General features: G+C 67.6%; 15 protein-coding genes and 1 pseudogene. 11 read left to right on the forward strand and 5 right to left on the reverse strand.

Annotated features, from left to right (window positions below; genetic code table 11):
- The first annotated feature begins 5 nt into the window (after nt 1-5).
- From ACWGE0_RS08485 to ACWGE0_RS08505, 5 genes are all read left to right on the forward strand, one after another.
- A complete protein-coding gene (locus ACWGE0_RS08485; RefSeq protein ID WP_452260284.1) occupies nt 6-581 on the forward strand; it encodes a hypothetical protein in 576 nt (191 codons plus the stop codon).
- Nucleotides 582-593: 12 nt separating this feature from the next.
- Entirely contained in the window at nt 594-1205 is a 612-nt protein-coding gene (locus ACWGE0_RS08490) for a hypothetical protein (protein ID WP_452260285.1), read from the forward strand.
- 18 nt (nt 1206-1223) lie between these two features.
- Nucleotides 1224-1586, forward strand: a complete 363-nt coding sequence (locus ACWGE0_RS08495) for a hypothetical protein (protein WP_452260286.1) — start codon at nt 1224-1226, stop codon at nt 1584-1586.
- 78 nt (nt 1587-1664) lie between these two features.
- On the forward strand, nt 1665-2141 hold the full coding sequence (locus ACWGE0_RS08500) for an RNA polymerase sigma factor (protein ID WP_452260287.1): 477 nt from the start codon (nt 1665-1667) through the stop codon (nt 2139-2141).
- Nucleotides 2126-3142, forward strand: a complete 1017-nt coding sequence (locus tag ACWGE0_RS08505) for a hypothetical protein (protein ID WP_452260288.1) — start codon at nt 2126-2128, stop codon at nt 3140-3142. The genes ACWGE0_RS08500 and ACWGE0_RS08505 overlap by 16 nt, the downstream gene beginning before the upstream one ends.
- Before the next feature lie 4 nt (nt 3143-3146).
- On the opposite strand, the gene ACWGE0_RS08510 is transcribed toward ACWGE0_RS08505, so the two are convergent.
- Nucleotides 3147-3737, reverse strand: a complete 591-nt coding sequence (locus tag ACWGE0_RS08510) for a TetR/AcrR family transcriptional regulator (protein ID WP_452260289.1) — start codon at nt 3735-3737, stop codon at nt 3147-3149.
- A gap of 65 nt (nt 3738-3802) precedes the next feature.
- Here ACWGE0_RS08510 and ACWGE0_RS08515 point away from each other — a divergent pair, with 65 nt between their 5' ends.
- The 4 genes and pseudogenes from ACWGE0_RS08515 (at nt 3803) to ACWGE0_RS08530 (ending at nt 6392) form a co-directional block, all read left to right on the forward strand.
- Nucleotides 3803-4705: an oxidoreductase gene (locus ACWGE0_RS08515; protein WP_452260290.1), complete on the forward strand. Its 903-nt coding sequence runs from the start codon at nt 3803-3805 to the stop codon at nt 4703-4705.
- Nucleotides 4702-5550, forward strand: a complete 849-nt coding sequence (locus ACWGE0_RS08520) for a LysR family transcriptional regulator (RefSeq protein WP_452260291.1) — start codon at nt 4702-4704, stop codon at nt 5548-5550. Before ACWGE0_RS08515 ends, ACWGE0_RS08520 begins: the two co-directional genes overlap by 4 nt.
- A 75-nt stretch (nt 5551-5625) precedes the next feature.
- Nucleotides 5626-6219, forward strand: a pseudogene (locus tag ACWGE0_RS08525) (Scr1 family TA system antitoxin-like transcriptional regulator); the annotation flags it as partial.
- A gap of 8 nt (nt 6220-6227) precedes the next feature.
- A complete protein-coding gene (locus ACWGE0_RS08530; RefSeq protein WP_452260292.1) occupies nt 6228-6392 on the forward strand; it encodes a DUF397 domain-containing protein in 165 nt (54 codons plus the stop codon).
- Here the strand turns inward: ACWGE0_RS08530 and ptsP are convergent.
- Together ptsP and ACWGE0_RS08540 are read right to left on the reverse strand one after the other, a co-directional pair.
- The gene (gene ptsP, locus ACWGE0_RS08535) at nt 6369-8000 is read right to left on the reverse strand and encodes a phosphoenolpyruvate--protein phosphotransferase (protein ID WP_452260293.1); all 1632 of its coding nucleotides are present in this window, start codon (nt 7998-8000) and stop codon (nt 6369-6371) included. The genes ACWGE0_RS08530 and ptsP overlap by 24 nt on opposite strands.
- 48 nt (nt 8001-8048) lie before the next feature.
- Nucleotides 8049-8894: a Dyp-type peroxidase gene (locus ACWGE0_RS08540; protein WP_452260294.1), complete on the reverse strand. Its 846-nt coding sequence runs from the start codon at nt 8892-8894 to the stop codon at nt 8049-8051.
- A gap of 47 nt (nt 8895-8941) precedes the next feature.
- On the opposite strand from ACWGE0_RS08540, the gene ACWGE0_RS08545 reads away from it, so the two are divergent.
- A complete protein-coding gene (locus ACWGE0_RS08545) occupies nt 8942-10153 on the forward strand; it encodes a right-handed parallel beta-helix repeat-containing protein (protein WP_452260295.1) in 1212 nt (403 codons plus the stop codon).
- Complete coding sequence (locus ACWGE0_RS08550) at nt 10150-10824, forward strand: hypothetical protein (RefSeq protein WP_452260296.1); 675 nt, start codon at nt 10150-10152, stop codon at nt 10822-10824. The genes ACWGE0_RS08545 and ACWGE0_RS08550 overlap by 4 nt, the downstream gene beginning before the upstream one ends.
- Here ACWGE0_RS08550 and ACWGE0_RS08555 read toward each other — a convergent pair.
- Nucleotides 10802-11680 (reverse strand): ribokinase, encoded by an 879-nt coding sequence (locus ACWGE0_RS08555; RefSeq protein WP_452260297.1) that lies wholly within the window; start codon nt 11678-11680, stop codon nt 10802-10804. The two genes, ACWGE0_RS08550 and ACWGE0_RS08555, sit on opposite strands and share 23 nt — an antisense overlap.
- Before the next feature lie 242 nt (nt 11681-11922).
- On the reverse strand, nt 11923-12840 hold the full coding sequence (locus tag ACWGE0_RS08560; RefSeq protein WP_452260298.1) for a substrate-binding domain-containing protein: 918 nt from the start codon (nt 12838-12840) through the stop codon (nt 11923-11925).
- Between the last annotated feature and the right edge of the window lie 5 nt (nt 12841-12845).

The following is a 12845-nucleotide window of genomic DNA, read 5'->3' on the forward strand; positions in this document are numbered from 1 at the left end:
GGGCTTTGCTGATCGCCGCGATCACCATCGTGGCGAGTTTCACCGGAATCTCCGCACAGGCCGTAGTCGATCCGCCGTGCTGGACGAGTTTCAACCCGCCGGCTCCTCAAGGCGGCCCGATGAAGCAGTACTACCGGAACTGCAATCCGTTCGACGTGGTGGTGGACACCGGATTCAGGACCAGCAGCGGGCAAATCAACTACAACGACGGGTGCCGCCCCGCGACGGTCAACAACTGGATCTTCTGGGATCACCAGATCACGAGGCCGGGCAGCAACTACCAGACGGTGCTCTGCGCCTTCGTTGGTTGGGTCTACAGCGCGCCTGGTCCTGCAGAGGCGCCGTGCTGGACCAGTTTCTTCCCAGCAGCACCCAACGGTGGCCGGATGTCGCAGCGCTATCGCAACTGCAACGAGTTCGAGATCAACGTCGGACCTGTCCACACGAACAGCAGCGGCCAGATCACCGTCATCAAGGACAGATGCAAACGGGTGCAGCCCGGCGAGGTCTGGAAATGGGACTTCGACCTGACCGTCCAAGGCGTCAACTATTCAACCGCGATCTGCAACCTCACGCAGTGACTGGGGGAAAAAATGATCAGAGCCTTTCTGATAGCCGCGACAACGATCGCAGCGACGCTCATCGGGGCCACTTCCTCGCAGGCCGACCCGACGCCACCGCGGTGCTGGACCACCTTCGACCCGCCCGCTCCTCAAGGCGCCGCGATGACTCAGACCTACCGGAACTGCAATTCGCACGCCGTGGACGTGAGCATCGGATTCACCGACGCGAGTGGACAAGTACACCACCGTGCGATCGCCGAAAACTGCCGGCGCGTGCTCCCCGGCGAATGGACGGTCTGGAACTGGTCGAGCACCTTGCCGGGCGTGAACTACAAGACGGTTCTCTGTCGATGGGCCGCTCCCGTCGCCCAAGCGACGGAAACCGCTGACGCACCGTGTTGGACATCCTTCGTTCCTGGGGCACCCAACGGTGGCCGGATGACGCAGCGCTACCGCAACTGCAATTCGGCCGGGAATCCCCAGATCGTGACCCCCGCGTACGTGGACAGCGGCGGCCAAATCACCGTACTCGTCGACAGAGCCGTTTTCGTCGCCGTCGGTACGGCCTGGAAATGGGAGTTCGAGCGCACCGAAATCGGCGTGAACTACTCGACCTCCAAATTGACCCTCAATCCCAACTGAACAAGAAAGGTGTGTCAAATGCGCAAGAAGATGATGGCAGCAGCACTGGGCGGCTTGGCCCTGGTGGCGATGAGCACGGTTTCCTCCCAGGCGGAACCGTCGAAGGCCGTGCAGATCACCGAAGCCTCGGTGGCGGCGGACATTCCGTGCTGGACGTCCTTCAACCCGTCGAACCCCAACGGCGGGCCGATGAGGCAGTACTACAAGAACTGCAACTCCTCCGGCGTCTCGGTCACGGTCGGCTTCGTCGACGGCGGCGGTCAGGTCAGCACCTACCCTCAGTACTGCGCGTTCGTGGGCGCCGGTCAGGCCGTCTACTGGGACGTTCCGTACACCTTCCAGGGAGTGAACTACCAGTCGGCGATCTGCCGAGCGTTCTGATGACACTGTGACTCAGGTCACAGCAGAGTAAGAATCTGGGCGGTCAGCGCACTACCTCGTGAAGAGGGAGGGGCGATCGTGGAGGACTTCTCCGATGTCTACCGCGAGTGTTACCCGCGGGTGCTCGCCTATGCCGCGAGCCACGCGGGGGCGCGGCTCGCGGAGGACATCACCAGCGAGACCTTCACGATCGCCTGGCGCAAGCTCGACCAGATGCCGTCCAACGCGCTGCCGTGGTTGCTCGGCATTGCCCGCAACCTGGTGAGAGCGTCGCGCAGGCAGGTGTGGCACGACGAGATCGACGACGTGCCGATCACCGATGACTTCGTTCGGGTCGTGGAGTTGCGGGCGGCGCTGGCCAGTTTGTCGGAGTTCGATCAGGAAGTGCTCACGCTGATCGCGTGGCACGGGTTGCCGGCGGCGGAGGCCGCGCAGGTGCTCGGGTGCACCACGGCGGCGTACTTCGTGCGGCTGCATCGCGCTCGACGGCGGTTGAAGGCTGCTCTCTCTACATCGAACATCGACCGGGCGAGGGAGTCATGGAAGACCTCATGAAGGAGCTGGCTCAGGCAGCGCCGCCCGCGCCGGAGGTCGAGCGCGACCGGATGGAACGCGACCTGGTGCGCATCACCGCGCTGCCAAGAGAACGGATCGCGAGGAAGCAGTTCCTCAAGCGGTTTGCCCCGCTGGTGGCGGTGGCGGCGGTGATCGCGCTGGCAGTCATCGTGTTGCCGCGGCCCACTCCGACCGTGCAGCCCGGTGCGCCCGCACAGTGGTGGCACGTGTTGACGGAGCAGTGGTCGCTGATGGTCGTGGGCGACGCTGCGAGCCCGCGCCTCGTGCGGTTCGGCTCCAAGACCGACCAGTGGCTGTCGGCGAACAGCCAGGTCAGCGTGGTGCAGAAGGACGGCACCGTGGAGCCCTTCTTGCTGGAAGCCCGGAACTGGTGGGAGGAGGCGGGCAAGCCGGCGACGGTGCCTCAGGTCGGAGGCAGCCACGCGGTGCGCATGGGCCCGATGAAGCCCGCCGTGCAGAAGACCAGCGTCGCCGGGTTCCAGATGTCTCTCCACAGCTACGTGCGCCTCGACTCGTTCGACTCGCTGCCCACGGATCCGGCGGAGCTGAAGAAGACGCTGGAAGCCCTCACCGCGGAGAAGACTCCCTACCGGATCGCGTCCCTCGCGATGGGTCTGATGACGTCCAACGTGCGCGACGACCAGCGACGAGCGGCGTTCGAGCTGCTCAAGACGCTCGACGGGGTGCGCTTCCTCGACCGGGTGAACGTGCAGGAAGACCGCTACGGCATCGGGGTGGCTATCGCCGCGCCGCCGACGTTCCAGTTCTCCAACGTCGAGACCCAGCTGGTGATCAACCCGGAAACCGGTCTGCCGATCATGAAGCGGGACGTCGTCACCACTCCCCAGTACGGCCTGCCGGCGATGATGCCCATCTCGGAGGAGAAGTACCTCCTGCTGGACCGGACGACCATCGACCCGATCGTGCCGCAGGACGTCCCCGTGAACGGCGAAGTGGAATCCCCCATCATTGCGCGGTGAGCCCTCAGGCCGGGCGGGCTCCCCGCAGGAACTGCTCGACTGCTGTCTCCACGAGGCCGTCGAGCAGTTCAGGCTTGACCATGTCGCCGTTCATCAGGGTGGCAATGCCCTGCATCAGGGCGAACAACACGATTCCCACGCGTTCCGGGTCTCCGACGGCGAGTGCTCCCGCTTCCTGACCCTGGACGATCAACTCGTGCATCAGGGCGAACGCCGACTCGGCCGCCACCACCACGCAGTCCGCGCCCGGCCGGTGCTTGCTGGTGAACATCAGCTGGAGCAGCGCCGCGTCCTCGGTGGCGAACCGGATGTACGCCGCCACTGTCGCCTGCAGGCGCCGCGCGAAGTCGTCTCCCGCTTCGGCACACGCGGCGCGCAGTTGCGCGTCCAAGCGCCCGAACCCCGCCTCGGCCAATGCGTCGAGCAGGGCCTGCCGGTCGGGGAAGTGGCGCCGCGGTGCGGCATGGCTGACGCCTAGTTCCCTGGCCAGTTCGCGCAGGGAGAGCTGCTCCTCACCGTGCTGGCGCAGGCTGCGTTCGGCGGCGGCGAGCAGGGCGGAGCGGAGTTGTCCGTGGTGATAGGGCCGTTCGGGCACCTCGGGATCGTATACGAAACTTGTTGCCATTGCCGACATTGTTGTCGGCGTCTACATTGTTGCTCATGACTACATTTACCTCGGCCGACGTCCCCGACATGACCGGCCGCACCGTCATCGTCACCGGCGCGAACAGCGGCATCGGCCGTGTCGCCGCCCGCGTGCTCGCCGCCAGGGGAGCACGAGTCGTGCTGGCGGTGCGAGACCTCGCCAAAGGCCGTGAGGCTGCCGCGACGATGACCGGCGACCTCGAAGTCCGCCGACTCGACCTCGCCGACCTCACGTCGGTCCGCGCGTTCGCCGACGACTTCGACCAGCCAGTCGACCTGCTCATCAACAACGCGGGCCTGATGATCCCGCCGCTCGGCCGCACCGCCGACGGCTTCGAGCTGCAGTTCGGCACCAACCACCTGGGCCACTTCGCGCTGACCAACCTGCTCCTGCCCCGGATCAGGGAGCGGGTGGTCACCGTCTCCTCCAGCGCCCACCGGGCAGGCTCGATCGACTTCGCGGACCTCAACTGGGAGCGCAGGCCGTACCGGGCACTGGCGGCGTACGGACAGTCCAAGCTCGCCAACCTGCTGTTCACCGCCGAGCTGCAACGTCGGCTCGCCGAGGCCGGCTCGCCTGTCCTCGCGACTGCGGCACACCCCGGTATGGCGGCCACGAGCCTCCTGCGCCCGTCCGGGAAACGGCCCCTGATCGAGTCGATCCAGGAGAGGGTCGTGCACCTGCTCGCCCAGAGCGACGAAAGCGGCGCGCTGCCCACCCTGTACGCCGCCGTCGCAGACATCCCCGGCAACAGCTACGCCGGCCCGAAGGGCTTCATGGAGAGCCGCGGCGCACCGAAGCTGGTCGGCCGGTCGGGCAACGCCCGCGACGACGACAGCGCGCGTCGCCTGTGGACGGTCTCCGAGCAGCTCACCGGCGTCACCTTCCCCCTGTCATCCCCCATGATTGAGCGGTGATCGATCCTCGACGGCTCCGGGTGCTGCGCGCACTCGCCGACCACGGCACGGTGACGGCCGCTGCTGCTGCACTGCACCTCACGCCGTCAGCGGTGTCGCAGCAGCTGGTCGCCCTGGAGTCAGAGGCAGGGCATCCGTTGTTGCTGCGCAAGGGGCGCCGGGTCTCGCTGACCCCCGCCGGCGAACTGCTCGTCGCGCACGCCCATGTCGTCGCGGCCGAACTGGAACGCGCACAGGCCACTTTGGACGCTCTCGCCTCCGGTTCGTCCGGCCGGGTCGCGGTGGCCGCGTTCGCGTCGGCGATCACGCAGGTGGTGGCGCCTGCGTTGGCAGCCTTGCGGGAACGGTCCATCGAACTGTCCGTGCGCGACGCCGAGGGCCACGAGAGCGTGCGGCTGTTGCTGGACGGCGAGATCGACGTGGCGATCACCGAGGAACACCGGGCCACGGACCGCTTCACCCGCTTTCCGCTCTACACCGAGCCTTTCGACGTCGTGCTGCCGCCGGGCCACGCGCTGAACGGCGGACCGGTCGAGCTGACCGCGCTGGCCGACGAGGACTGGGTGGTGACGCTGCCGGGCAACCCGCTGCGGGACGTCGTGGAGATGGCGTGCGCGCAGGCCGGGTTCACGCCGCGCATCAGGCACACGTCTGACGACTTCCGCGCGATCCAGGCCCTCGTCGCCGCCGGTGCTGGAGTGGCGTTGGCGCCGCGGAACGCCGTTCGTGGCGTGCCGGTCGCGGGCGTGCCACCACTACGACGCGTCGTTGCGGCCGTACGGCGCGGGACAGAAGACCACCCGTTGATCCAGGCAGTGCTCGAAGAATTGAACCGCCTCCAATAACTACTTCCTTCAGGGATATTCGGGCGGAAACGATGGAGCGAAGGGGACTGGACCAGGACTCCTAACTTCATCGCCATGCCGCGACGAATTTCCAGCTTGGCGGGACGGGAGTTCGGCGAGGGCGTCCGGCACGCCATCGAGCAGACCCGCCTGACCCACCGCGCGCTCGCTGAAGCACTGGACTGGGACCCGGCCAAGCTCTCCGACCTCGCACGAGGCAAGGGTGGAGTCAGCGAGAGCGACCTGAAACAGCTGCTCGGGTTCTGCCGCGTCAAGCCGGAAGAGGTCCGTCGCCTGCTCGCGCTGTTCCACGAGTCGCGTGAGAACGGATATCTCCAGATGCCCAGCTCCACACGGAGCCTCATGGAACAGGAGCGCCTGGCCAACAAGATCGTGGTCTGGTCTACCTCCACGAGCAGGCCTTGCGGGCTGCCGGTGGGACCGCCGGAAGTGACGAAAGATCAGCTGGTCCACGTCATGAAGGATCAGTTGGTCCACCTCTTGGCGATGACACAGCGTTCCTGCGTCGAGGTGCAGGTCGTGCCGACCGCCATCGGCGCACATGCCGGCTCGTTCATGCAGCTCGAGTACGAGAAGTTCGAGCCAGCCGTCTACTTGGAGGGCGAGAACTCCAGCCTCTTCATCGAAGACAAAGCGTCCCTTGCCGTCTACTCCGCATGTCGAGCTGGCGCAAGAGCAGCTACAGCATCAACGCGAACGACTGCGTCGAGGTCGGACGTGGCGTCGGTGTCCGGGACAGCAAAGCGCCGACCACGCACCTGCCCGTGTCGGACAAGGCGTGGTCGGCGTTCCTCGAACTAGTGCGGAGCCCGCGCAGCTAGCTTGGCCGTCGCCGGGTCGCCCGCCGCGAGCGCGCCACGGGCCGCGAGCTGGCAGATGTCCATGCTGGACGTCGCGAGCCTGGCGCCGACATCGGCCAGTGCCGTGTGGTTCATCGACAGCGACGTGACGCCCATGCCGATCAGCACGCACGCCAGCAGCGGGTCGGCCGCTGCCTCACCGCAGACGCCGACGGGCTTGCCGGTCGCGGTCGCCGCCTCGCCTACCAGGGCGATCAGGCGCAGCAACGCGGGCTGCCACGGGTCGTTCAGAGCCGCGACCCCACCGAGCTGGCGGTCGGCGGCGAAGACGTACTGGGCCAGGTCGTTGGTGCCGATGGAGATGAAGTCGACGACCTGCAGGATCTCCTTCGCCGACAAGGCAGCCGAGGGAACCTCGACCATCACGCCGACGCGCTTGATGCCTGCCTTGCGGGCGCGCTCGACGAACCAGGCTGCCTCGGCGGCGGTGGCGACCATCGGAGCCATGACGGAGACGTCGGCGCCAGAAGAGACAGCCGCGGCGGCGATGGCTTCGAGCTGGCGGTCCAGGATTTCGGGGCGGTCGAAGGCGACGCGCAGGCCGCGGACGCCCAGGGCCGGGTTGGGCTCGGGGTCCGGGTTCAGAAACGCCAGCGGCTTGTCCGCGCCCGCGTCGAGGGTGCGCACCACAACGGGTTTGCCCTTAAACGGCGCCAGCACAGCCTCATAAGCAGCAGTCTGCTCAGCAACGGTCGGTTCCTCTGCGGCGTCCAGGAAGCAGAACTCCGTGCGGAACAGGCCGACTCCTTCCGCACCGGCCGCCGCGGCAGCAGCGGCGTCCGCGGGGGAGCCGACGTTGCCGAGGACCTTCACGCGGAGGCCGTCCTTGAGGACGCCGACGCCGTTCCACGTCGCCTTCTTGCCGGTGCCGGCCGCGCGGACCTTGCCGTCCGACTCGCGGACCTGACCGGTGTCGCCGTCGACGTCGAGAGCGGCGCCTTCGAACGCCAGGATGCCGCGGCACGCCACGACCGCCGGGATGCCCAACGACCGCGCGAGGATCGCCGTGTGCGAGGTGGGGCCGCCCTCCTCGGTGACGAGAGCGAGAACCTTCGTCGGGTCGAGACCGGCGGTGTCGGCGGGCGCGAGGTCGCGCGCCACCAGCACAGACGGCGAAGTCAGGTCGGGAACGCCAGGAGCGGGCAGGCCCAACAGCTCGGCGACCACGCGGTCGCGGACGTCCTGGACGTCGCGGGCGCGTTCGGCCATGTAGCCACCGGCGGCCTGCAGTGCGGAGATGAACTTCTGGGCGGCCTGGTGCACCGCGCGGGCGGCGGTGAGCGACTCGTCGACGACGAGCTTCTCGGCTGCCTTGATGAGCGCCGGGTCGCCGGCCATCGCCGCGGTGGTCTCCAGAACGGCGCGGGCCTCACCCTCGACCGTCTTCGCGCGCTCCATCAGGCGCTGCGCCACGACCTCCGTCGCCGGCCGGATGAGAGAGGCTTCCATCTTGGTATCCGCTGTTCGCTGGCCCGCGGGAGGTTCTGGCAGGGCCTCGGAAACCCTCACCACCGGGCCGGTTGCCCGGCCGCTGCTCACACCGACACCGCTCAGCCGCGCGCTCGACATGGTCTAGACCATACCCTTCCACCGGGAACGACCAACAGCTCAGTGTGACTAATCGAGAGGCGGAACGCGGAACGCCGCCGAACTGGTCGTCGTGGCGTAACGCAACAGGGCATCTCCGTCGGTCATCCGATACATCGTGTTCACAAACGTCTTCAGTTCGCGCTGGTAGGAGATGAAGAGCAGACCCTCGGCATAGTTGTAGGAGCGGCGCAGCATCAGGCTGGCGCCCGCCGTCAACGGATGCGCGCGCCGCACGTGCGCGTCGGCCGGGATGACGTACTCGCCGTCGGGGGTCTTTGCCGACAAATCGACCTCGTCGCCACCGGACAGCGGTACGGCGTCGTGCTTCCGGCGCCCGAACACCCGTTCCTGATCGGCCACCGGCATCGCGGTGAACGCCGGGACGTCGAGCTTCATCCGGCGCACGACGGCGATGGTCGACCCGTCCGGCAGCCAGACCTCCTGGTCGAACTCCTGGGCGGTCTTGGGCACGACGATGCCGTCCTTGAAACCCAGCACGTTCGTGCGATCGGCGTGGCAAAACCCCTGTTCACGCCACCGCAACCGCCCATCGGGCCGCAGCCGGGAAGCAGCGTCCCGGACAGCCTCGGGATCGTCGCCGCAGATCTGCAGGAACAGCTGTCCGCCCAGGTCCTGCGGCCGCACCGCGTCACCGGGAAACTCCGGCAGACCGCCGATGCCGTGCCCGTGCGTCACCGTGACCGACGAGCTGACCTGCGCAGACGGCGGCACGGACGCGTCCCACACCGAGATGTCCGCGTGCAGCTGCTGCGGCGTGGCGACGCCCAGTTGCCGTTCGGGCGAACCGCAGCCGCCGAGTAGCCCAATGGCAGCAGCGCCGTAGAGCAGGCGGCGTCGTGAGAGCTGGACCACAGGGGCAGTGTGACAGTAGGCCGAACGGAGCAGTACGGTGCCCGGCTGTGCACGTTCCGTACAGCATCGCAGCAGTGCTTCTGGTCGCCGGATGCTCGTCGGCGGCGCAACCGAAGCTCGGTCCCGAGATCAACGTCCCGGCGCAGCTGAGCACCATTCAGGCTGCCGTGGACGAGGCGGCGGAAGGCGCGACCATCGTCGTCTCGCCCGGCGTCTACAAGGAGACCGTGCAGGTCAGGACCAAGGGCCTCACGATCAGGGGAGCACGGCGCGACAGCGTGATCATCGACGGCGAGGTCAAGCGCGCCAACGGGATCGTGGTGATGGCGCCGGACGTGTCGGTGCAGAACCTGACCGTCCGCAACCACACGTTGAACGGCGTGCTGGTCACGGGGCTCTCCGAGAACGGCGGGATGGGCCGCGGCAGCAACGGCTACACCAAGCTGGACACGCAGAAGTTCCCGCCGCTGCAAGGCTTCCGCGTCTCGTACGTGACGGCCAGCAACAACGCGCTGTACGGCATCTACGCGTTCGACGCCCAGCACGGCGTGATCGAGCAGAGTTACGCGAGCGGCAGCGCGGACTCCGGCTTCTACGTCGGCCAATGCAAGCCGTGCGACATCGTCGTGCGCGGCAACGTCGCCGAACGCAACGCCGTCGGTTACGAGGGCACGAACGCCTCCGGTCAGATGTACGTGCTGGGCAACAGGTTCAGCGGCAACCGCGTCGGCCTGACCTCGAACTCCGACTACCAGGAGGCGTTCCTGCCGCAGGAGGATGCCACCATCGTCGGCAACCTGATCTCCGACAACGCCGAGGGGCTCTCCCCGGCGCAGGCCGACGGCGCGTTCGGACTCGGCATGGGCATCGCCGGCGGCACGCGAAACCTCGTGTCCCGCAACCTGATCACCGGCAACCCCGGCACGGGCATCGCCCTGGCGTCCAGCGAGGACCTGGCCCCGCTGGACAACCGGTTCGAGGGCAACGTGATCACCCGCAACGGCCAGGACGTGCTGTACGCGGCCTCGAAGCGCGCACCGGGCCGCAACAACTGCGTCGAAGACCGTTGCTACGACGGCGTTGGCGAGACGATGAAGAAACCCGCCGCACCGCGTGGAATCCCGTTCAACCAGGTCGCCGCACCGCCCGCACAGCCCGAGATGCCGGATGGCCCGCTGCCGGACAAGGCACCGAACGTCGAGAAGTACGCGGTGCCGACCGAGGACCTGTTCCACGACCGCGCGGCGGTGAGGTCGTGAAGAAGGCACTCGCTCTGCTGCTGGTCCTGACCGCCTGCAGCTCCACGCCCGACCCGCGCCCGTTGTCGATCTCCGAGGCAGAACGCCTGGCGCTGGTCAGGTTCTCGAACTACACGACCGGCGTCAGCGCGTTCACCGCGTCCGTCCCGTCGCCCGGCGGCAAGCTCGTGCTGGACGGGCGCGTCGACTTCGTGAACCACCACGGCTACGCGGGCATGCGCACGGACGGGCGCTCGGACGAGTCGTCACAGGGCTTGGTGCAGTGGAACCTCGGCCGGATGGCGTTCGCGATGACGCCGTCCACCAAGGCGATCGACCCGGTGCCCGCGGTCGGCTGGCAGGTCAGGGAACTGCGGGAACGCGGCTCGGAGCTGGACGGCGCGCTCCGGCTGCTGGTGAACCTCGGCTCGGACCGGCCGGAGAACTCCCAGCTGCTGCTGCAGAGTTCGGCGCGCTGGCTGCGTTCCGAGAAGATCGGCGACACGACCGTCGACGTCTTCGAGGGACCGAAGCAGAAGGACGCGGCCGACTCCCGGTTGCACTACTGGCTCGACGCCGACGGCAAACTCCGCAGGCTGGAAGCCAAGCTGGGCAACCAGGAGGAGTTCGCCGTCTTCGACTTCACCGGCTCGACGCAGCCGGTGCAGGTCATTCCGCCGCTAGCGAGCTGACCTCGGCCGCGGTCGGGTACGACGGCTGCGCACCGGCCTTCGTGACGGACAGCGCGGCGACCTTCACCGCGTACTCCGCCGCGACGACGACCCGGTCGCCCTCGGCCAGCCGCGCGGAGAAGGCTCCGGCGAAGGCGTCACCGGCGCCGGTCGTGTCGACCACCTCGTCGACCTTGATCGACGGCACTTCCTTGACCCCGGCGGGAAGGACGACGGCGACGCCGCGCGATCCCAGCGTGACGATCGCGGTCTTGGGGCCGAGCCGGAGCAGGTGCCGCCAGTCCGACACGAGCTCGGCGGCCTCGTGCTCGTTCACGATCAACGTGTCGAGCTGCTTGAACGTCTCCGCCGGCAGTTCCGCGACCGGCGACAGGTTCAGCACGGTCCGGACGCCTGCCCGCGCGGCCACGTCGATCGCGTGGATCACCGTCTCGAGCGGCACTTCCAGCGAGCAGGTCAGCACGCTGACGCCGTCGAACGAGAGAGCGTCCACATCGGACGGTGACACGTCCGCGTTGGCACCGGGCGACACGACGATTGAGTTCTCGCCGTCCGGAGTCACGGTGATGTACGCGATGCCGGTCGGCCGTTCGGAAGTCTTCACCAACGACGAGTCGACACCGGACGACTCCAGCGACTCACGCAGCAGCGAGCCGTACCCGTCGTTTCCAACAGCACCAACGAGAGCAACGGAAGCACCGACGCGAGCAGCGGCAACGGCGGTGTTCGCACCCTTGCCGCCGGGCAGCACGACGGTGTCGCCGCCGAGCACGGTCTCACCGCCGGCGGGCCGCCTGCCGACCTCGACCACGAGGTCGGCATTGGCGGACCCGAGGACAAGCAGAGTCGTCGTCACTTGTTGACCTCCACCCACGGCTGATGCCTGGGATTCCATCCTCGCGGTTGGATCTTTCTGCTTCACGGCCCGTTGCCGCCTGGGCTACCAGCGAAGGGACGGTGTACCGCCCACGGTCTTACACAAGCTCCACAGACCTGACATTCCGCCAGCCCGGCGGTAGACCGGTCGAGCATCTCAACCGGCACCACCAAACTAACAGCTGGCCGCAGGCGTCCTCGATCAGGTGAACAGTCGTCCGCTCACTTGATGAACTCTGCCACGTTCTGCTTCGTGATGACCTTCACCTCGACGTCCACGACCTGCTGAACGGCCTCACCCTTCGCGGCCTTGACCGCCTGCTCGACGGCCTTGGAACCGAGCAGCTTCGGCTGCTGCGCGACGGTGGCGGTGAGGGTGCCGTCCTGGATCGCCTTCAGGCCGTCCGGCGTGCCGTCGAAGCCGACGACCACGACGTCCTTGCCGGCACGAGCGCCGAGGGCCTTGATCGCGCCGAGCGCCATCTCGTCGTTCTCGGCGAAGATGCCCTTGATGCCGGGGTGGCCCTGCAACAGGTTCGTGGTCTCGTTGAGGCCCTTGGCGCGGTCGAAGTCCGCGACGGCAGAGGCGACGACCTTGATGTTGCCGCTGTTCAGACCCTGCTCGAAGCCCTGGCCGCGGTCACGGGAGGCCGACGCGCCCGAGATGCCCTTGAGGTGCGCGACCTCGCCGGACGTGGCGCGGCCGAGCTCGATGGCCGCGAGGCTGCCGCCGGAGACGTTGTTCGACGCGACCTCGGCGGCGACCTTGCCCTCGACCGAGCGGTCGACCGAGATCAGCGGGATGTTCGCCGTCTCGGCGGCCTTGGCGGCGGGCGCGGACTGCTTGGAATCGACCGGGTTCATGATGATCGCCTTGACGCCCTGGGTCACCAGCGTCTGCACCTGGTTGATCTGGTTCGTCGCGTCGTTCTGCGCGTCCATCACGGTCAGCTTGGCGCCGAGCTGGTCCGCCATCTCCTGGGCGCCCTGCTGCAGTTCCACGAAGAACGGGTTGTTCAAAGTGGACACCGCGAGGCCGATGGTGATGCCGCTTCCTCCGGACGCCCCTGTACCGCTGCACCCGGTCGCCAGCAATGCCGCTGCACCGAGAGTCAGCGCGATCCGTCGGGTCACCTTCATTGGTG

The sequence above is a fragment of the Lentzea sp. NPDC054927 genome (assembly GCF_053610285.1).